The sequence below is a fragment of the Xanthomonas sp. 3498 genome (assembly GCF_014199795.1).
GTDB classification, from domain to species: Bacteria; Pseudomonadota; Gammaproteobacteria; order Xanthomonadales; family Xanthomonadaceae; genus Xanthomonas_A; species Xanthomonas_A rydalmerensis.
In genome coordinates this window covers 195866-214639 of sequence record NZ_JACHOH010000002.1, presented here as the reverse complement: position 1 = coordinate 214639, position 18774 = coordinate 195866, and the positions used below count along the sequence as shown (strand labels likewise).

The window sequence follows — 18774 nt, the reverse complement described above, 5'->3', positions numbered from 1 at the left end:
AAGGAGTTGCCATGGAACTTTCTTTCTACAAGAGCGTCGATGTTGATGTGGAGGTTTGCGTCGACGCTCACGACATCGCGAAACAGTTGCGTCGCATGGACCCTGATGACCGCGCGAAGTTCATTGCCACGGCGCTGAGCGAAGCGGGCGAGCGCGTCGTGCCGTTCGGCGCCGGCGATGGGGATCAGGCACGCATCGCTACAACCGTTGAGCGCGCCTTCCTTGCAGCCAAGGCCCTGCCGAGCTGCCCACCGGAAATCGCCGACCTGTTCTGGGTCGTCCACCAGAGGGCGATGGCATGAACGACGGCATCTACCTGCTGGGCTACGGCCTGGACGCCATCGTGCAGCGCGTGCTGCCCGAGCTGCCCACCGGTTCGCTCGCCCAGGAAGCCGCGCTGGCGGCGCACATGCTCGGAGAGCCGGCGATCTCTCCCGCGGCGCGGCTGAAGCGCTACGAGGAAGCCTGCAAGGCCGTGCGCGATCGCCACCACGACCTGCGCGTGCAGTTCGGCAACAACTACAAGCGCGCCTGGGCGAAGAAGAACCATCCGCCCCTACAGCAGGGCGCCCAGATCGTCTCCCTCATCGACCGGAAGCTCCGCCGATGCTGATCGTCACCGTCCACATCCCCGGCGTCGCCGAGCCGCAGATCGTCCGCGCCGAAACGCGCGAGGCCGGAATCTCCGACGCCCTCTACGCCCTGGGCCTGCACTTCGCGCCCGAGGGCACCACCGCCGACACGCAACCCATTGAGGACGCGCCATGTTCTTTCGCAACCTGACCCTCTTCCGCTTCCCCACGTCGATCGACTTCTCCGAGGTCGACGCCCTGCTGCCGGAAGCCCAGCTCAAGCCCGTCGGCCCGATGGAAATGAGTTCCCGCGGCTTCGTCTCGCCGTTCGGCGCCGGCGATGCGACGCTGTCGCACCGCGTCGGCGACTTCCTGTGGCTGACCGTCGGCGGCGAGGACAAGATCCTGCCCGGCTCGGTGGTCAACGACCTGCTCGCGCGCAAGGTCGCCGAGATCGAGGAGAAGGAAGGCCGGCGCCCCGGCGGCCGCGCGCGCAAGCGCCTGAAGGACGACCTGATCGCCGAGTTGCTGCCGCGCGCGTTCGTCCGGCCCTCGCGCACCGACCTGTTCCTCGACCTGGAGCACGGCTACGTGGCCGTGGATACGTCCAGCCGCAAGGCCGGCGAGAACGCGATGTCGGAGATCCGCAACCTGCTCGGCAGCTTCCCGGTCCTGCCGCTCAACGCCGAGGTGGCGCCGCGCTCGGTCCTCACCGCCTGGATCGCCGGCGAGCCGCTGCCCGAAGGGCTCAGCATCGGCGAGGAATGCCAGATGCAGGATCCCATCGAGGGCGGCGCGGTCGTGAAGTGCCAGAACCAGGAACTGCGCTCGGACGAGATCGGCAAGCATCTGGAGGCCGGCAAGCAGGTCGCGCGGCTGGCGCTGGTGCTCGACGACCACGTGTCATTCGTCCTGGGCGACGACCTGGTGATCCGCAAGCTGAAGTTCCTCGACGGCGCGCTCGATCAGCTCGAAGACGCCGGCCAGGACGGTGTGCGCGCAGAGATGGATGCGCGCTTCGCGCTCATGACCGGCGAAGTCCGCCGGCTGTTCCTGCTGCTGGAAGGCGCGCTGAAGCTCAGCAAGGCGGGTGCATGATGAGCGCGCCCTCCTTCAAACAGTTGGTCAAGGACGGCACGGCGCGGCGCGCCGACGCTCTGAAGTTCCGGATCGAGGACATCCACGAAGAGCCCGGATTCAACTTGCGCGACCCGCTAGGCATCGACGAGAACGGCGTCACGTTCGAGGAGAGCATTGAGCAGCTGAAGGAATACATTCTGGCGGGCGGCGTGCTGCCACCCTTGGAGGTTCGTCCCCGGCCAGGTGGCGGAGTCTTCGTCGTCGAAGGGCATAGGCGTCGGTTGGCCTATCTGCGCGCTGGCGATGCGATTCGCGACCCGAGCGGCGACCTGTGGATATCCGTCATCCCCTTCCTTGGCAACGATGTGCAGCGGACATCACGCATGTTGTCGAGCGCCAAGGGCCGGAAACTGGCACCGCTGGAAACTGCAAGGGGCTATGCACGTTTGGCCGCGTTCAACTGGTCACCTGAAGAAATCGCGCAGGACCAAGGTGTCAGCCGCGTACACGTGGACAACATGCTGATCTTGTGGCGCGCCAACGAGGACGTGAAGAACCAAGTCCGCAACGGCACTATCGCAGCGACTGCGGCGGTCGACCTGGTGCGCCACCGTGGTGAGGAGGCCGGCGAACTCATAGCCAGCGCAGCCGAGGCCGCCAAGGCCGCAGGCAAGAAGCGCGTCACGCCCAGGATGTTCAGGCCCAAGCCGCTACCCCGGAAGATCGTCACCGCCCTGGACGACGTCACCGCGCAGATCGACAAGGCCCTGCCCGAAGACGTCCGCGCCGCGCTGCAGGCCGGCGAGGTCGAGCACGTCACCCTGCCCGCCGAGATCATCAAGCAGCTGATCGAGATCCGCGAGCGCATCCCCAGCCGTGAGGAACCCAGCGCATGACCACGATCACCCCCGAGGCGCTGGAGCGCATTGCCGCAACTGCTGAAGCGGAACGCGAGCGAAGCCTGAAAGCAATCACGGCCTACGGCTCGGCCGGAGTCGATGAGCGCTACAGAATTGCGATGCAATCGGCCCTTCTCGCCGCCCTCCCCGAGCTACTTGCAGCGCAGCCGCAGTTGAACTACGAGCGCATGTTCGTAGATGCGTGCTCCGCGTTGGCAGAAGTGTCTCGCGAGCTTGGCTGCGATCCGGACCAGGGTGGTGCAGAGCCGATCCTGGCGGCAATTGCCGAACTGCGCGGCGCAGCGCAGCCGCAGGCCGAGCAGCAGGGCGCGGATGAGCGATTCCCGAAGGGCCTTGCCGATGCGGTGGCGTATGCCGATGCGATGGAGAGAGCGGCTGCGGCTCTGTTCGAGCAGGTCATCGGGTACGAAACGGACGGCAGCGACACTGGGCCGGACATGCTCGCTCGCGTCGCCGCCGCCATCGCAGCGCGCCAGCCTACGGACCATGCGCCCGCGATATGGGTCAGCCCGGAACAGATGCAGGCGCACGTAGACCCCGCGCGAGGTGAAGGCGGCCACTATCTCCCAGCGCGGAAGACGCCGGCCGGCAAGTTCACGCAGCCGCTCTACACCGCCCCGCCCGCGCAGGTGGACTTGCAAGCGCTCTGGGTAAGCGTCAAAGACCGCCTGCCGACTGAGACCGATTACGACGACTCTGGCGACGTGCTTGTGCGTTTCCGGTACACCGATACGCCTGGCCGCGCGTGGACGATCGGGGAAAGCTCGTACTTGCCCGGCGATCCGTGGAACAACGGGTGGCTGTTCGGTTCGTGTGACTACGCCGAGGTTTCGCACTGGGCGCGGAAGGACGATGTGCTGGCGCTGACCAACAGCCAGGGGAAGGCGCATGGCTGACACCGAACAGCGGGCGCGGGAGTTGCTGGCCGCGGAGTGGGACAGGCTCGGTGCCGCTGCACCGGCTCGCCAGTTGCGTGGCGGATGCCACGCTCCGCCACTGATCGCCGCGGCGCTGAACGCAATCTCGGCCGCCCTCGCCTCGCAGGCGAAGGTACAGGAGGATGTGCAGCGTTATGCGGATCGCTATCGCTTCATCGAGATGCTTGCGGCCGGAGAGCCTGAAGACTTTGCAGTCGTTGAGGATGCAGCGTTCGCTACTCATCGTGGCTGCGAGCACAACTTCGGACTGAACATCGACGCAGCCATGCTCGCCGCCGCGTCGGCGCCGGAGGGCGGCAGCCATGGCTGAGCGCCCCATCTTGTTCAATGGCCCCATGGTCCGCGCCATCCTCGACGGGCGCAAGACGCAGACGCGGCGCGCCGTGAAGCTGCGCCATCCGTGGGAGATCGAGGAGCGCGACGATGGGTCGTCGTGGCCCTGGTATCCCGACTACGTCACCGGTGGCGAGTGGGACGGTTGGGTGCCCTGCCCCTTCGGCCAGCCCGGCGACCGGCTGTGGGTGCGGGAGAACGGCCTGGAGCATCAGCGAACCCGGCTTTTCATCAGGAGGATCGACGATGGAGGCAAGTGAGGTTCTGACGCTGCCGGAAGCCGCGCGCCACATGAAGATGCACCCCGTGACGCTGCGCAACATGATGCATACCAAGTCCCACCCGCCAGGCCGAAAGGTCGGTGGTCGATGGAAGTTCAGCCGACCCGCGCTCGACGCGTATCTCGCAGGCGAAAAATGGCACGAAGCCCCTACACCCTTGTTGCCCGAGGCAAGAAAGGCACGCTCTACATCCGCTACACCGATCCAAGCGGAGAGCGCGTATTTCGCAGCACTGGGACTTCCGACCGCGCCCTCGCGACCGAATGGGCATCGAAACTCCATGCGGAAACGTACCGCACGAGTCGGCTAGGCGAGAAGCCGCGCCGGCGCTGGACCGAGGCCGTGACGCGGTGGCTGGGAGACAAGCAGGCCAAGCGCAGCCTGCGCAAGGATCTGCACAACCTGCGGTGGCTCGACCCGCACCTGCGCGGCTTGTACCTGGACGAGATCGATTCGGATCTGCTGGCGGACCTGCTCAGTAAGCGCATGGCCGAGCCGCGAGTGAAACGCGCCGGCGCCAAGGACGCAGCGCCAACGTCGCGCTCGACGGCCGAGAAGATGATGGCGCTCGTGCGCTCGATCCTGCGTGCCGCGCAGTCCTGGGGTTGGGTCGACCGCCTCCCCACGATCAAGCTCATCGAGAACGGCAAGCCGAAAGAGGACTACCGCTGGCTCACGCAGCGCGAGGCCGAGCGACTGCACGACGAACTGGCCGAGCATCTGCGCGGCCCCTACCTCTTCTCGCTGGCCACCGGCTGGCGCGAACAGAACGTGCTGCGCCTGGAGTGGTCGCGCGTCGACCTTGAGCGCCGTGTTGCGTGGTTCGGTGGCGGCCAGGCGAAAGGCAAGCGCGCGATCGGCGCCCCGCTGAGCGACGCGGCGATCGACGTGCTGAAGCAGCAGGCCGGCAAGCACAAGCGCTGGGTTTTCCCGAACGAGGATGGCGAGCCGTACACGCGCGGCAACAACCACGGTTTCAAGGCGGCGCAGCGCCGCGCGAAGATCGCGCCTCTGCGCTGGCACGACCTGCGGCACACCTGGGCGAGCTGGCACGTCATGGCCGGCACGTCGCTGCGCGCGCTCATGGATCTCGGCGGCTGGCGGTCGTATCAGTCGGTGCTGCGTTACGCACATCTCTCACCCGAGCATCTTGCAGCGGATGCCGCGCGACTGCCTGCCTTGAGGACTGGTGCAAATTCGGTGCAAGCCGAAAAAAAGAAAGGCTCTACATCGCTGTAGAGCCTTGATAAATATGGTGGCCGAGGACGGAATCGAACCGCCGACACGGGGATTTTCAATCCCCTGCTCTACCAACTGAGCTACTCGGCCACTGCGCAACGCGGCAGGACCGGTGCGAGGACGCGCATCATAGCGAGGCGATCGGAATTGGGCAAGCGCAATGTTGCAGAATTTTCCTACCGATCGCTGCGGGGTGCGCCGACGGCGTCCGACCCGAGGATGGCGCGATGCTGGACGCGTCCTCGGCATCCGGCCGGCGCACGGCAGGGACGCCTGGAGATGGCCGCCGGCCGGATTGCCGTGGACACTGCCCGAAAATCGAACAGCACGGGGGACCGCAGCACGCCCTGAACGGATTCAGCCACATGCAGGCCAACTGGCTCACCGGGACCTATTGGATGACTGGAACAGCGACGGCTGATGCTGGCCGCCTGATGAAACGTCTGACAAAAGCCGAGCCGCGCCGGCCACGCTGAGCCGAGCGCACCGACCGCGTTGGCGCGGCAACAGGCACACCGGATCCAGCCTCAGCAGACACGGCTCGACGCGCTGCAGGCCAGCCACTCCGCCTCCAGCTCCAGCCGCTGCTGCGCTGCACCCGCCGCACCGGTGCTTGAGAGAAGGAACCACAGGTGACGAACCGGCGCACTTGCACGCCCCTAGACAGCCAATCGGCGCCGGCACGCGCCAGCACATCGCCACGGCCTGATGCCTTTGGCGAGAGCGCGACATGAGGATGGCCATGGGTGATGTGTCTTCATCCATTTGGTCGCGACAACGCCCATTGGATATCGCCAGCCATAGCGCGCCAACCGCCCTCCCGCGGCGCCAGGTGTCGGCGCCGCGTAGCGGGATCCGCCAGCACCGCGCCACAACGTTAGACAGGGGTGTGGTGTAGTCTTCGCCGGTCTACCTACCCTGGGATCCGCCCATGCGTCACCCGCTCCGCCTCGGCTTGCTCGTGTTGTGCACCGCATTGCTCGGCGCCTGCAGCGACGGCATCGTGCGGCGTGTGTCCGACCCGGCCGCCAGCGTGCAGCAGCTGACGGTCAACATGGACGGCAGTTGGAAGGTGGAACTGCGCCTGCAGAACTACAGCAGCATCCCGATGCGCTACGACACCTTGCGCCTGGATCTGGGCGTGGGGGGCGAAGCCGCCGGCAGCCTGCAGGCTGCGCCTGGGATCTCGATCGGCCCGGAAACGGCGGACGTGGTGAGCGTCGCGCTGAAGCCCAGCTCGAGCGCGCGCATCGCCGTCGCCGACGCCCTGGCCGGCCGCCGCAGCCTGGAGTACACGCTGAAGGGCAGCATCGCCGCGACGCCGGAAGACAAGAAGCAGCGCAGCTTCGACATCGACACCCGCAACATGCTCTCGCCGGCGCCTGGCCTGGACGGCGTGCTGCGCTGACCATGCGACGGCGCTGACGCGCCACCCGCTCCGCTTTCTCGAACGCAACGTCCCGGACTCCGGGCGCAGGACGCGTCTGCGCGTCGACCTGCGCTTCACCGGACTCAGGCGCTTCCTCGACCCGCTCTTCGCGATGCTGACGGTAACCCGCGGCGCCTTGGCGCATGGCCGCGCGTGCGCTCGCCTCTCTACATGACCGTCTACCAAGGCGTTCGACCCGCTGCCACCTGCCGCGTTCAGCCAGCATTACTGTAAAATTAATACACAAATGTATTATTTACACATGTACGAAATGTCGAGCCAAGCATGAGCCGCTTCGCCGCCACCGAGCAGCGCCTGGATGTGACCGCCCGCAAGCATCCGCACTTCCCCCGCGAAGCCGCGCTGGTGCTGCGGCTGATCAAGCTGCTGCACAAGCTGAGCCTGGACCAGAGCAACGAGGTGTTGCGGCCCTACGGCCTGAGCTATGCCGAATACAACGTGCTGATGATGATCGACGCCAGCCCGGACGGGACCTTGAACCCGTCCCAGCTCGGCGACGCGGCCGGCGAGAAGTCGGCCAACATCACCCGCCTGACCACCCAACTGGTCGACAAGGGCCTGATCCAGCGCATGCCCAGCGCCCAGGACCGGCGCATGCTGCTGCTGCGCCTGACCGAGGCCGGCGAGCACCTGATCGAAGCGCTGATCCCCGACCTGTGCGCCCAGCTCGACACCTATGTGCGGCATCTGGATCCGGCGGCGCTGGCGCAGTTGCAGGCGCTGCTGAAGACCCTGCTGCGCGGGGTCGAGGACGCCGCATGAGCGCGCCGCAGCCCAATATCGACGCTGCAGCCGAGCCCGCGCCGGGCCTGCGCACCGTCCTGGCCGACGCGCTGCGCGGCGAAGGCGATGCTTGGCTGTTCGTGCTGCGCACGCTGCTGTCGATCTATCTGGCCGGCTGGATCGCGCTGCGCCTGGACCTGGCCTCGCCGATGACCGCGATGATCACCGTGGTGGTGGTGATGCACCGGCAGACCGGCATGGTCTTCGCCAAGGGCTTCTACCGGATACTGGGCACGCTGATCGGCAGCGTCGCCGCGCTGACGATGGTGGCGCTGTTCCCGCAGGAGCCGGTGCTGTTCGTGCTGGTGCTGTCGCTGTGGATCGGCGCCTGCACCGGCGGCGCGCTGCTGTACCGCAACTTCAAGGCCTATGCCTTCGTGCTGTCCGGTTACACGGTGGCGCTGATCGCGCTGCCGGCGGTGAACCAGCCGCAGAACGTGTTCAACCTGGTGGTGGCGCGGGTCACGGAAGTGGTGCTGGGCCTGCTGGTGACCGGTATCGTCAGCGACGCGGTGTTCCCCAGCCGGCTGCGCCAGACCCTGCGCGACACCGTGCGCCGCGCCTCCGACGGCTTCCTGGACTTCGTCCGCGACGCCACCGGCGGGCAGCTGCCGCGCGAGGCGATGGAGCAGGCGCACCTGCGCTTCGTGCGCGACGCGGTGACCATCGAGGACCTGCGCAGTTCGGTGGTGTTCGAGGATCCGGAGGCGCGGGCCCGCAGCGGCCGCCTGCGCCTGCTCAACCAGCGCTTCATGGCGGTGTCGACCAGCTTCCAGGCGCTACACCACTACATCAACCGGCTGCTGCGCAGCGGCGGCGCGGACGTGGCCGAGGCGCTGATCGGCCTGTACCGGCCGCTCAAGGCCGCGCTCAGCGACCGTGGCGGGCGCGAGGGTGCGGCCGCCACGGCGCGCAAGCTGGCCGCATGCCGCGATGCGCTGGCGACGCGTGCGGCCGAGGCGCGTGCGCCGCTGGCCGTCCCGCAGCACGAGGCGTTCGACACCGGCGTGTCTCTGCTGCGGCGCTTCTTCGCCGACCTGCACGACTACGTCGCCACCGAAGCGACCCTGGTCGCGCCGCAGCAGTGGCGCACGCCGCAGGACGGCGGCGGCGACACCGCGGTGTTCCTGCGCGGCAACGACTACGCCGCCGCCGCACTGACTGCGCTGCGCAGCGCGCTATTGGTGGCGACGATGTGCTGGCTGTGGATCCAGGCCGGCTGGATCAGCGGTGCCACCGCGGTGTTCCAGGCGGTGGCGCTGAGCGCGATCCTGTCGTCCAGCGCCAATGCCCCGGCTGCCGCGCGCTCGCTGTTCAACGGCTTCGTGTTCGGCATCGCGCTGGGCGTGATCTGCCAGCTTCTGGTGCTGCCGCAGATGGACGGCTACGGTCTGTTCATCGCAGGCACCTTGCCGTTCCTGCTGGTGACCCTGTACCTGGCCTCGAAACCGGCGTTGTACGGCTTCGCCACCGGCGCCAACCTCGCCTTCGTGTCGATCCTGGCGGTCCAGCCCACGCCCAGCTTCAACGCTGCGGCCACCTTCAACAGTGTGGTGCCCTTGCTGCTGGGGACGCTGGCGGTGAGCGCGACCTTCGTGTTCGTGCCGCCGGTGATCGGCACGCGCTGGCAGCGCCGGCGCCTGCTCGAGCGGTTGCGGCGGCAGACCACGCTGGCTGCGCGTGCGCCGCTGTCGGGGCTGGCGCTGCGCCTGGAGAGCGTCAACCGCGACCTGTTCCAGCAGATCGTCGCGCACACCCCGCCCCGCAGCGACGAACTGCGCGACCTGCTGGGCTGGGCGCTGTCGGTGCACGAAACCGGACGCACCCTGGTCGAGCTGCGCCGTGACGCGGCCGAAGGCACGCTGCCGCCGGCGCTGGCCGCCGAGGTGGATGCCGCGGTGCAGGCATTGGCGGATCTGTATCTCGACCCCGGCCCGCAGCGGCACCGCCAGGCGCTGCAGCGGGTGGAGGCCGCGCTGACCGCCAGCCAGGTGGAAGGCGCGGTCCCGCTGCGCTGGAAGGCCACCCGCGAACATCTGTTGCTGCTGCGCGGCGCGCTGCTCGACGCCGATTCCGTTCTCGCCGCGCTGGCCGACACGCCGGCGCCGACCACCGCCACGCCAGGAGCCGACGATGCTGCTGCCCGCTGAACTCTCGATCGCCGGAGTGTACGTGCCCGGTCTGCTGGTGCTGGGCCTGGCCCTGCTGCTGGTGGCCTGGGCACTGGACGCGGTCGCCGGTCGCGCCGGCCTGTACCGCTACGCCTGGCATCCCTCCCTGTTCCGTCTGGCCATCTACGTCGGCGCGTTCGCCGCGCTCGGCCTGCTCCTTTTGCCGTGAGTCCCGCCATGAAGACCCCTGCCCTGATCCGTTTCGCCCTGACCGCCATCGTGGTGCTGGTCGCCGCCCTGCTGGCGCATGCGCTGTGGCGCCACTACATGCTCTCGCCCTGGACCCGCGACGGCCGCGTGCGCGCAGAAGTCGTACGCATCGCACCCGACGTCTCCGGCCTGGTGGATGCGGTGGCGGTGCGCGACAACCAGCACGTCAAGCGTGGCGACCTGTTGTTCAGCGTGGACCGCAAGCGCTATGAGCTGGCCCTGGAAAAGGCCCGCGCCAACCTCGCGGTCGCGCAGGCGCAGGCGCGTGCGGCCGGCGCCAGCCTGTCGGCGGCGGCCGCCACTCAGGCGGCCAGCGAGGCGGAGTTCCAGATGCGCCGCGCCCAGGCCGAACGGCGCGCACGCGCCGCCGCGGTGATCTCCGCCGAGGCGCGCTCGGACGCCGAAGCCACCGCGCGTTCGGCCCAGGCCGACGTGCACCGCAGCGCGGCGCTACGCGGCCAGGCCACCGCGGCGCAGGCGCAGGCGGTGGCATCGGTGGAACAGGCGCAGGCCGCGCTCGATCTGGCCGAGCTGGATCTGCAGCGCACCCAGGTCCGTGCCACCGCCGACGGCTACATCACCAATCTGGAGGTGCGCGTGGGCGATTACGCCCAGGCCGGTGGCGCCCGTCTGGCGCTGGTGCGCGACGATGCGATGTGGGTCTACGGCTACTTCGAGGAAACCAAGCTGCCGCGCGTGCATGTCGGCGACCGTGCCGACATCCGGTTGATGAGCGGCGGACTGATGCTGCACGGCCAGGTCGAGGGCATCGCCCGCGGCATCGCCGACAGCGACAACCCGACCGGCACCTCGCTGCTGGCCGACGTCAGCCCCACCTTCAACTGGATCCGCCTGGCACAGCGCGTGCCGGTGCGCATCCGCATCGATCCGGCCAGCGTGCCGCAGGGCACCCTTCTCGCGGCCGGCATGACCGCGACGGTGAGCGTGCATCCGCGGCAGGACTGATGCGGCGCCCGTGGAGCTTCTGGTAATCAGGCAAGGCTTACGTGGCGCGTAGCAGCGACTTCAGCCGCAACGGGCGTTGCCGGTAACGTCCCTCGCGCGGTAAGACACGCCACTCGATCCAATGAACGCCGCGACCGCAGCGCAAACAGAACGCGTTCCAGGCAGCGGGGATCGACATGCGGCAACAACAGCATTCGGCAGCGGCGCGCCGGTCCGACGCAGTCCACGCCATGCTGCAAAAAAGAATGCGGGGACGTGCGGGGCCCTTCCGATTCCCGGACGCCATTCCGGGGAACGGTGGAACCCCGCACGCCCCAGCACGGGGGATCGCGGAGGCTGCCGACCACGCTGCCGAACGGCGACAGCGTGATCGAAGGCAACCGCGAGGAGGTCCTGACTGCATCGCAAGCGTCGACACGGCGGTCGACTGCGCCTGCGATGTCTCGGGCGGACGTTGGGCGTCCGCCCGAGACGGTCACTTCTTGCTGGCTTCGCGCAACGCCGAGTAGGCGTTGAGATAGCCGGCGCCCACTTCCCAGGAAGCACGTCCCGCCATCGGCGTGGCGGTGCGCTCGATCAGGTCCTTGACCTGGTCCGGGGTCAGGTTCGGATTGGCCTCCAGCACCAGCGCCACCACACCCGCCACATGCGGCGTGGCCATCGAGGTGCCGCTCATGGTGGTGTAGAACGGCAGCTGCGCCGGCGCGATCAGCTTGGCGTCCGTCTGCGCGGCCAGCGGCGGCAACAAGCCGGTGGAGGCGCGGGTGGAGATGATGTCCACGCCCGGCGCGGTGATGCTGGGTTCGTTGATGTGGGTCCAGCTCTTGCCGTCGGCGGTGGTGAAGGTATCGCGCTCGCCGGCCTTGCCGCGCGAGGAGAAGTCGGCCAGCGTACCGTCGACGTTGCCGGCGGCGACCGAGATCACCCACGGCGCCTGCGCGTACGGATTGTGGGTGTCCTCCTTCGGGCCGTCGTTGCCGGCGGCGAACACGCTGACGATGCCGCGCTTGTACAGCTCGTAGGTGGCGACGTTGACCGGATCGGCCGGATCGAACTTGCCGGACGTGCCCCAGGAGTTGCTGACGACGCGGATCGGATCCTTGAAGCTGTTCTGGTGCGCCGCCGCGTAGTCCAGGCCGCCCACCGCGTCCAGGATCAGCAGCACGCCACTGGAGCCGTAGCCGACCAGGCTGGCGCCGGTCGCCACGCCGCGGTACTTGCCGCCGGACTGCGCGCCATTGCCGCCGACCGTGCCGGCGCAGTGGGTACCGTGGCCGGAGCCGGCGTCGGTGTTCGGCACGCCTTCCAAGTAGGTGACCGGCAGCATCGAATTCAGATTGTGCAGGTTGGTGTTGGCCAGCACGTTCTGCACCACGCGGTCGCCATAGGCCAGATCGCGGTGGGTGGCGTCGATGCCCGAGTCGTTGATCAGCACGCCGACACCGCGGCCGGTGTACGGCACGGTGCGGCCGAAGTCGCCCGGATTGCTCTGCGCGCGGTCGACCCCGGTGGCCTGGCGCGCGTCCTGGTTGAAGTAGCGCAGCGGCGCGTTGTAGTAGATCGAGGCGACGTCGTCGCGCTCGGCCAGCGCCAGGATCTCTTCGGGCGTGGCCAGCGCACCGGCGATCGGCAGGGTCTGCATGCTGACGCCGCGGGTGATGCCCAGGTCGTGCAACACGGTCAGCTGCGCCGCCGAGACCGGCTTGGACTGCTTGTAGGTGATGACGATCTGCAGCTCGTCGGTCAGCGGCGTGCTGGCCAGCTTGGACTCCAGCAGGCTGTCCAGATGCGCGGCGGCTTCGGCCTTGCCACCAGCGAAGATACCGCTGGCGAGAACGGCGCAAATGCCGATGGCGAGTGCGGGACGACGGATGGGCATCTGGAATCTCCGGTTGGTGGCCCGGGACGGGCGGGTGACTGCAGCCTGACGCGGCGGCGCAGCGACGCCTATCCGGGATCGCCCCTAGCGGACGTGGGTGAAAACACCCAGGGCCGCGTGCATCGCCCGTACGGATGGGTATGATCGGATCGTAGGCCGCTGCCTCGCCGCGTCGTCGGGCGAAACGCGGGGTGCGGTGCGCGGTGCCGGCACATGCAACAGGGGGTTTCAGATGCACATGATGTTCGCAAGGGTTTGCCTGCTGTTCTGCGTCATGGCGGCGTCCAGCGGGCTGGCCGCACAACCGCTGCCGGTGCAGGTCGACGTGAGCGGCAACGTGGCGACGGCGACGATCGGCACCGGGCCGTATCCGCTGGCGGAGCTGACACTGGAGTTCGACGACGTCAGCGACCTCAACCCGGGCAGCCTGGGCCTGAGCGCGCAGTTGTTGACCCCGGCCCAGGTCGCGGCGCTGCTGCCGCGACTGCCCAGCGCGCAAGCCAGCCAAGCGCCATCGCAGTTGCCGCTGCTGGTCACGGTGACGCCACCGCCGAGCGGCGGCTTGGCGTTCCGGCGGCTCGTGCATGTGGAACTGCACACGCACGCGCTGGCCTACACCGCCGACAGCAACCTGCGTCTGTTCAAGGCCCCGGAAGGCGGCGATTTCCGCGACATCACCGACGACATCGCGCCCGGCAGCGTCCGTGCCCGCGGCACCACCGGCGGCTTCTCGCAGTTCATCGTGATCCACGACCTGCGCCCGACCGCGACAGTGGTGGCCGCCAAGCTGAGCCGCCTGCAGACATTGGTGGCGCAGCTGCCGGCCAGCGAGGCGGCGCCGCTGGCAGCCATGCTGAGCAGCGTGCAGAGCGCCCTGGCCAATGCCGACTACACCACCGCTACGGTGGCGCTGGACGGGTTCCGCGAGCAGGTGTCGGCGCGCGCCGGCCACGGCATCGCGCAGACCTGGAATGCCGGCATGAGCGAAGGCAACCCCGCCGGCGAACTGCTGGCCGGCGCGGCGACGCTGCGCTTCTCCATCGATTACCAACGCCTCTACGCGCCTTGAGCACTGCTGGACCGGTCACCCGCACCGCCATCGAGGACACTCCGCGATGCCCGCGCGCCTGACCGCCTACCTGCCCGACGCGCCGGCGCCGACGCTGCTGCTCGCCGCCGGGCAGACGCTGGCGATCGGCCGCGCGGCGGACAACGCGCTGGCACTGGAACATCCCTCGGTGTCGCGCTGGCACGCCCGGCTGCAGCCGCAGGCCGACGGCCACTGGCAGTTGCACGACCTCGGCAGCAAGAACGGCAGCTTCCGCGATGGCGTGCGCGTGGCCGCGCCGATCACGCTGGAGACCGCGACCTGGCTGCGCTTTGGCGACATCTACGCCGAGTTCGCCCCGCTCAGCCCGGCCGATGCGGAACTGGCCGAACGCCGCCAGCGCGCCCGCTGCGATCGCGCCACCGCGCTCACCCAGGGGCTCGCCCAGATCGGCGGACTCGACGATCTGCTCGGCGCCAGCCTGGACGCAGTGGTCGAACTGGCCCAGGCCGAGCGCGGCCTGCTGGTCCTGGCCGAGGCGCACGGCCAGCGCATCGCGGCCAGCCACGGCACCGGGCCGCTGCCGCTGCAGCGCGGGCTCGCCGGCAGCGAGGGTGCCCTGCAACGCGCCCTGCGCCACGGCCAGGCCACCGTGGCCCACGACGTCGGCGGTGTGCCGTGGCTGGCCGAGCGCGCCTCGGTCTGTGCCGCCGGCCTGCGCACGGTGCTGTGCCTGCCGCTGCGCGACGGCGCGCGCGTGCTCGGCGCGATCTACGCCGACAGCCGCCGCGCGGGCAGCGCCATCGGTGCGCTGGACATGCAGTTGCTCGAAGCCTTCTGCGAGCGCGCCGCGCTCTGGATCGCCGCGCGCCAGGCGCTGCGCGACACCGGCGCGGAGCCGGAGCCGGCATGAGCGACGCCGCCACCGCCACCGGCCTGTACGCGCAGGAAAGCCTGACCCCGGGGGACGTGCTGGCCGGCCGCTTCCGCATCGAGCGCCTGCTCGGCATCGGCGGCATGGGTCTGGTGTACCTGGCCCACGACCAGGCGCTGGGCATCGACGTCGCGGTCAAGCTGCTGCGCCCGGAACTGGCGCAGCGGCCGCAGGCCTTCGCCCGCTTCCGCCAGGAACTGCTGCTGGCGCGGCAGGTATCCAGTCCGCACGTGGTGCGGATCCACGACCTGGCCGAACACGCCGGGCGCTGGCTGATCAGCATGGACTACGTGGACGGCGAGTCGCTGGAGGCGCGGCTGCAGCGCGAGGAACGGCTGGACGTCGACACCGCGTTGCGCATCGCCGGCGACATCGCCCGCGGCCTGCAGGCGGCGCATGCGCGCGGCGTCGTGCACCGCGACCTCAAGCCGGCCAACATCCTGCTGCAACGCGGCGGCGATGCGCTGATCAGCGACTTCGGCGTGGCCTGCTCGATGGCCAGCAGCGGTCTGGGCGCTACTCTGGGCAACGTCATCGGCACGCCCGCCTACCTGTCGCCGGAACAGGCGCGCGGCGATGCGCTCGACCCGCGCAGCGACCTCTACGCCCTGGGCCTGATCCTGTACGAAGTGCTCGCCGGGCAGGTGCCGTTCGCCGGCGGCACCCTGTCCGAGACCCTGGCCCAACGCATGCTGCGCGAGCCGCCGCCGGTGGACCGGCTGCGCGCGGACGTGCCGGGCTGGCTGGTGCGGCTGCTGCAGCGGCTGCTGCGCCCGCAGCCGCGCGACCGCTTGCAGCACGCTGGCGAAGTCATCGTGGCGATCGAGCGCCGGCAACTGCCGCGCGATCGCCGGCGCTGGCGCCGGGTCGGCCTGGGCCTGGCCGCGACGCTCGCCGGTGTTGCCCTGCTTGGCGTCGGCGCCTGGCAGTGGCAGGCGCAACGCGCCAGCGCCCCGCCGCCGGTGGTCGCCGCGCAACCGCTGCCGCGCCTGCTGGTCTTGCCGCTGGCCGGGGAGCCTGGCAACGCCGAACAACGCCTAGCGCTCGGTGCGTGGCTGCGCGGCAGCCTCGGCGAAACGCTGACCGTGGTCGACGACGCGCGCACCCGGCAGGCGCTGCGCCAGTACGACCCCACCGGCCAGGCGCCGCTGGACGTGGCGGCGCTGCGCCGGCTCGCCTCCGCGCAACGCGTGCTGCAGCCGAGCCTGCAACGCCAGGGTGCCGGCTGGCGCCTGCAGGCGCTGCTGCATCCGGCCAGCGGCGCGGCGCAACGCCTCGACGGACCGGTCGCCGCCGATCCGGCCGCGGCCTACGCGGCGTGGTTGCCGGTCGCGTCCAGGGCGCTGCTCGGCGAGGGCGCCACCCTGCCCGACGACCTGCCGGCGCCCGCCGCGCTGCAGGCGTATGCGCGCGGCCTGGCGGCGCAGCAACGCGACGACAGCGCACAGGCGCTGCAGCAGTTCGCCGAGGCCAGCGCGCAGGCGCCGCAGTCCGCGCCGTTGCGCCTGGCCGAGGTAGTCGCGGCGCAGGCCATCGGCGAAGAACAGAAAGCGCGCGAAGCCTTGAGCGCGCGCGCGCCCACGGCGCCGGCGCGGCCGCACACCCTGGCGATGCTGGAGGCGCTGCGCCTGGAAGCGGAAGACGATCTCGCCGCCGCCGACCGCACCTGGCAGGCGCTGGCCACGGCCCGGCCCGACGACAGCGTGGTGCAACTGCAGTTCGCGCGGGTCCAGGCGCAGGCCGGCCATCTGGACGCGGCGCGAGATCGCCTGCGCGCGTTGTCGCAGCGCGATCCCGACGATCCGCGGCTGTGGCTGGCGCTGGGCAAGCTGGCGATCCTCAGCGGCAACGCCGCCACCGCGGTGGACGACGACCTGCTGCGCGCACAGTTGTTGTTCCGCCGCGGACGCGACCTCTATGGCGAGGCGGAAACGGTGAACGCACTGGGCGTGGGCTACGGTCGACTCGGCCTGGCCCAGCAGGCGCAGGCGCAGTACCTGCGCGCCGTGGAACTGCGCCGCCAGGTCGGCAATCGCCGTGGCGTCGCCACCAGCCTGCGCAACCTGGCCGGCACGCTCAGCATCGGCGGTGCCTTCGCCGAGGCCGAACAGCAGCTGCGCCAGGCGCAGGCGCTGTACGTCGAACTGGGCGACCGCGACGGCCAGGCCGCCGCCGCCAACGAACTCGGTCTGCTGGCCGAAGAGCGCGGCGACTACCCGCAGGCGCTGCAGGCGTTCCGCGGCGCGCTAACCGCCTGGCGCGCGCTCGGCGACGCGCACGGCGTGGCCGAGACGCTCAACAACATCGGCTTCGCGCATTTCCAGTTGGGCGACCTGGACAGTGCGCAGGCGTTCTGGGAACAGGCCGCGCGCGCCTATGCCGACCTCAACGACGCCACCGGCCGCGTGCGCACCGCGCAGAACCTCGGCCTGCTGGCCACCGCGCGCGGCCAGTGGGCGCAGGCGCAGACCCTGCTGACCCAGGCGCTGCGCGAGGCCGAGCGCCACCAGATGCTCGAGGAGGTGGCGGTGAGCCGGCGCAACCTGGCCGAACTGGCGTTCTGGCAGGGCCAGCGCGACGTGGCGCTGACCGAACTGGACCAGGCGCAGCGGCTGTTCCAGCAGAGCCGCGACCAGCGCGGCCAGACCGACATCGCCCTGCTGCGCGCGCAACTGTGGCTGGCGCTGGACGACCCGGCGCAGGCGCGGCTGGCGCTGCAGCAGGTGCAGCGCCAGGCCGCCGCCTCGGTGTCCAGCGAACAGCGCGCCGGTGCGGCGCTGCTGCAGGCGCAACTGGCCGAACGCGACGGCGACGACGCCGCGGCCGCCGCCGCGCTGCGCCAGGCCGAGGCACTGGCGCGCGCCAGCGGCACCCGCCTGCTGCAACTGCAGGTGCGGGTGCAGGCGGCGCACGACGAACCCGCCCTGGCCGCGCTGGAAGCCGATGTCGCACGCCTGGGCAACGCCGGGCTGCGCCTGCGCTACCTGCAGCAGGCGCTGCGTTACGGGGCGGCCGACCAGGTGGCGGCGCGCTACGCACAGCTGCAGACCCTGCTGCTGCGCGGCAGCCCGCTGTTCGCCGTCGCCCTGCACACGCAGGCCGCGCAGCGCCTGGACGCGCTCGGCGAGCACGCCGCCGCGCAACGCGCCCGCCGCGCCGCGGCGCAGGCCGCCGGCGGTGCCGATGTCGCAAGCGCACGGAGCACGCCATGAGCGACGCCACTGCCACCGCTGCCGAACGCTACCGCCTGCTGCTGCAGCGGCTGGAAGCGAACGAGCGCGAGTTCCGCCGGCTCGGACGCGCCGTGGTCAAGGTCCAGGAGGACGAGCGCCGGCGTCTGGCCCGCGAACTGCACGACGGCGTCGGCCAGAACCTCACCGTGCTCAAGCACCGGCTGGCGCAGTTGGGTGCGGCGCTCGGCACAGCCGACGCTGCGCTGCGCGCGCCGCTGGAGGAGGCCATCCATCTGTGCACGCAGGCGCTGGAAGACACCCGGCAGATGTCGCGCTTGCTGCGCCCACCGATTCTCGACGACCTGGGGCTGGAGGCGGCCTTGGGCTGGCTGGGCCGCAGCCAGTCCGCCGCCGGTGCCACCCCGGTCACGGTCGAGATCGGCCCGCTGCCGGCGCTGGACGAAGCGCTGCAGACCCTGCTGTTCCGCAGCGCACAGGAGGCGCTGACCAATGCGCTCAAGCACGCCGCGGCGCAGTCGGTGCTGCTGCGGCTGGTCGCGCGCGAGGGCTGGGCGCATCTGCAGGTGCTGGACGACGGCCGCGGCTGCGACCCGCAGCAGGCGCTGGCCGCCGGCGGCAGCGGCCTCAGCGGCCTGCGCGAACGACTGCGCCTGAGCGGCGGCAGCCTGCGCCTGCAGTCGTCCCCGGGCGAGGGCTGCTGCGTGCAGATCCGGGTGCCGCTGGAGGCCGATTGAACGTGCTCGCCCTGCCCCGCCCCGACACCCGCGCGGCGCTGC

Annotated in this window: 19 protein-coding genes and 1 tRNA gene; 18 read left to right on the top strand and 2 right to left on the bottom strand. The window is 70.1% G+C overall.

The features are described 5' to 3' along the window. Positions 1 to 11 precede the first annotated feature (11 nt). The 9 genes from GGR66_RS05910 to GGR66_RS05865 all read left to right on the top strand — a co-directional run bounded on the left by GGR66_RS05910 (position 12) and on the right by GGR66_RS05865 (position 5363). The gene (locus GGR66_RS05910; RefSeq protein WP_184447607.1) at positions 12 to 302 is read left to right on the top strand and encodes a hypothetical protein; all 291 of its coding nucleotides are present in this window, start codon (positions 12 to 14) and stop codon (positions 300 to 302) included. Next, positions 299 to 613: a hypothetical protein gene (locus GGR66_RS05905; RefSeq protein ID WP_184447606.1), complete on the top strand. Its 315-nt coding sequence runs from the start codon at positions 299 to 301 to the stop codon at positions 611 to 613. The genes GGR66_RS05910 and GGR66_RS05905 overlap by 4 nt, the downstream gene beginning before the upstream one ends. Continuing rightward, complete coding sequence (locus GGR66_RS05900; RefSeq protein WP_184447605.1) at positions 607 to 783, top strand: hypothetical protein; 177 nt, start codon at positions 607 to 609, stop codon at positions 781 to 783. Before GGR66_RS05905 ends, GGR66_RS05900 begins: the two co-directional genes overlap by 7 nt. Continuing rightward, on the top strand, positions 765 to 1670 hold the full coding sequence (locus GGR66_RS05895) for a recombination-associated protein RdgC (protein ID WP_184447604.1): 906 nt from the start codon (positions 765 to 767) through the stop codon (positions 1668 to 1670). Before GGR66_RS05900 ends, GGR66_RS05895 begins: the two co-directional genes overlap by 19 nt. Continuing rightward, the gene (locus tag GGR66_RS05890; protein ID WP_184447603.1) at positions 1670 to 2548 is read left to right on the top strand and encodes a ParB N-terminal domain-containing protein; all 879 of its coding nucleotides are present in this window, start codon (positions 1670 to 1672) and stop codon (positions 2546 to 2548) included. The genes GGR66_RS05895 and GGR66_RS05890 overlap by 1 nt, the downstream gene beginning before the upstream one ends. Further along, complete coding sequence (locus tag GGR66_RS05885) at positions 2545 to 3468, top strand: hypothetical protein (protein WP_184447602.1); 924 nt, start codon at positions 2545 to 2547, stop codon at positions 3466 to 3468. Before GGR66_RS05890 ends, GGR66_RS05885 begins: the two co-directional genes overlap by 4 nt. Then, positions 3461 to 3820, top strand: coding sequence for a hypothetical protein (locus tag GGR66_RS05880; RefSeq protein WP_184447601.1), 360 nt, complete (start codon positions 3461 to 3463; stop codon positions 3818 to 3820). The genes GGR66_RS05885 and GGR66_RS05880 overlap by 8 nt, the downstream gene beginning before the upstream one ends. Further along, positions 3813 to 4103, top strand: coding sequence for a hypothetical protein (locus GGR66_RS05875; protein ID WP_184447600.1), 291 nt, complete (start codon positions 3813 to 3815; stop codon positions 4101 to 4103). Before GGR66_RS05880 ends, GGR66_RS05875 begins: the two co-directional genes overlap by 8 nt. 156 nt (positions 4104 to 4259) lie before the next feature. Then, positions 4260 to 5363: a site-specific integrase gene (locus GGR66_RS05865; protein ID WP_255421600.1), complete on the top strand. Its 1104-nt coding sequence runs from the start codon at positions 4260 to 4262 to the stop codon at positions 5361 to 5363. 14 nt (positions 5364 to 5377) lie between these two features. Here the strand turns inward: GGR66_RS05865 and GGR66_RS05860 are convergent. Continuing rightward, positions 5378 to 5453, bottom strand: a tRNA-Phe gene (locus GGR66_RS05860). Between the two features lie 841 nt (positions 5454 to 6294). On the opposite strand from GGR66_RS05860, the gene GGR66_RS05855 reads away from it, so the two are divergent. The 5 genes from GGR66_RS05855 (at position 6295) to GGR66_RS05835 (ending at position 10943) form a co-directional block, all read left to right on the top strand. Continuing rightward, positions 6295 to 6771 (top strand): LEA type 2 family protein, encoded by a 477-nt coding sequence (locus GGR66_RS05855; RefSeq protein WP_184447597.1) that lies wholly within the window; start codon positions 6295 to 6297, stop codon positions 6769 to 6771. A 306-nt stretch (positions 6772 to 7077) separates the two neighbouring features. Continuing rightward, positions 7078 to 7575, top strand: a complete 498-nt coding sequence (locus tag GGR66_RS05850; RefSeq protein ID WP_184447596.1) for a MarR family transcriptional regulator — start codon at positions 7078 to 7080, stop codon at positions 7573 to 7575. Beyond that, complete coding sequence (locus tag GGR66_RS05845; RefSeq protein WP_184447595.1) at positions 7572 to 9746, top strand: FUSC family protein; 2175 nt, start codon at positions 7572 to 7574, stop codon at positions 9744 to 9746. Before GGR66_RS05850 ends, GGR66_RS05845 begins: the two co-directional genes overlap by 4 nt. After that, the gene (locus tag GGR66_RS05840) at positions 9730 to 9936 is read left to right on the top strand and encodes a DUF1656 domain-containing protein (RefSeq protein ID WP_017916033.1); all 207 of its coding nucleotides are present in this window, start codon (positions 9730 to 9732) and stop codon (positions 9934 to 9936) included. The genes GGR66_RS05845 and GGR66_RS05840 overlap by 17 nt, the downstream gene beginning before the upstream one ends. An 8-nt stretch (positions 9937 to 9944) precedes the next feature. Further along, the gene (locus GGR66_RS05835; RefSeq protein ID WP_160967380.1) at positions 9945 to 10943 is read left to right on the top strand and encodes an HlyD family secretion protein; all 999 of its coding nucleotides are present in this window, start codon (positions 9945 to 9947) and stop codon (positions 10941 to 10943) included. Positions 10944 to 11418: 475 nt separating this feature from the next. Here GGR66_RS05835 and GGR66_RS05830 read toward each other — a convergent pair whose 3' ends face one another. Next, complete coding sequence (locus GGR66_RS05830; protein WP_184447594.1) at positions 11419 to 12822, bottom strand: S8 family serine peptidase; 1404 nt, start codon at positions 12820 to 12822, stop codon at positions 11419 to 11421. A 232-nt stretch (positions 12823 to 13054) separates the two neighbouring features. Here GGR66_RS05830 and GGR66_RS05825 point away from each other — a divergent pair, with 232 nt between their 5' ends. The 4 genes from GGR66_RS05825 to GGR66_RS05810 are packed head-to-tail and all read left to right on the top strand — an operon-like array spanning position 13055 to position 18732. Beyond that, positions 13055 to 13891: a DUF6689 family protein gene (locus GGR66_RS05825; RefSeq protein WP_184447593.1), complete on the top strand. Its 837-nt coding sequence runs from the start codon at positions 13055 to 13057 to the stop codon at positions 13889 to 13891. 46 nt (positions 13892 to 13937) lie between these two features. Beyond that, complete coding sequence (locus tag GGR66_RS05820) at positions 13938 to 14783, top strand: FHA domain-containing protein (protein WP_184447592.1); 846 nt, start codon at positions 13938 to 13940, stop codon at positions 14781 to 14783. Continuing rightward, positions 14780 to 18016 (top strand): serine/threonine-protein kinase, encoded by a 3237-nt coding sequence (locus GGR66_RS05815; protein ID WP_184447591.1) that lies wholly within the window; start codon positions 14780 to 14782, stop codon positions 18014 to 18016. The genes GGR66_RS05820 and GGR66_RS05815 overlap by 4 nt, the downstream gene beginning before the upstream one ends. Further along, positions 18013 to 18732, top strand: a complete 720-nt coding sequence (locus GGR66_RS05810) for a sensor histidine kinase (RefSeq protein ID WP_184447590.1) — start codon at positions 18013 to 18015, stop codon at positions 18730 to 18732. Before GGR66_RS05815 ends, GGR66_RS05810 begins: the two co-directional genes overlap by 4 nt. The last annotated feature ends 42 nt before the right edge of the window (positions 18733 to 18774 follow it).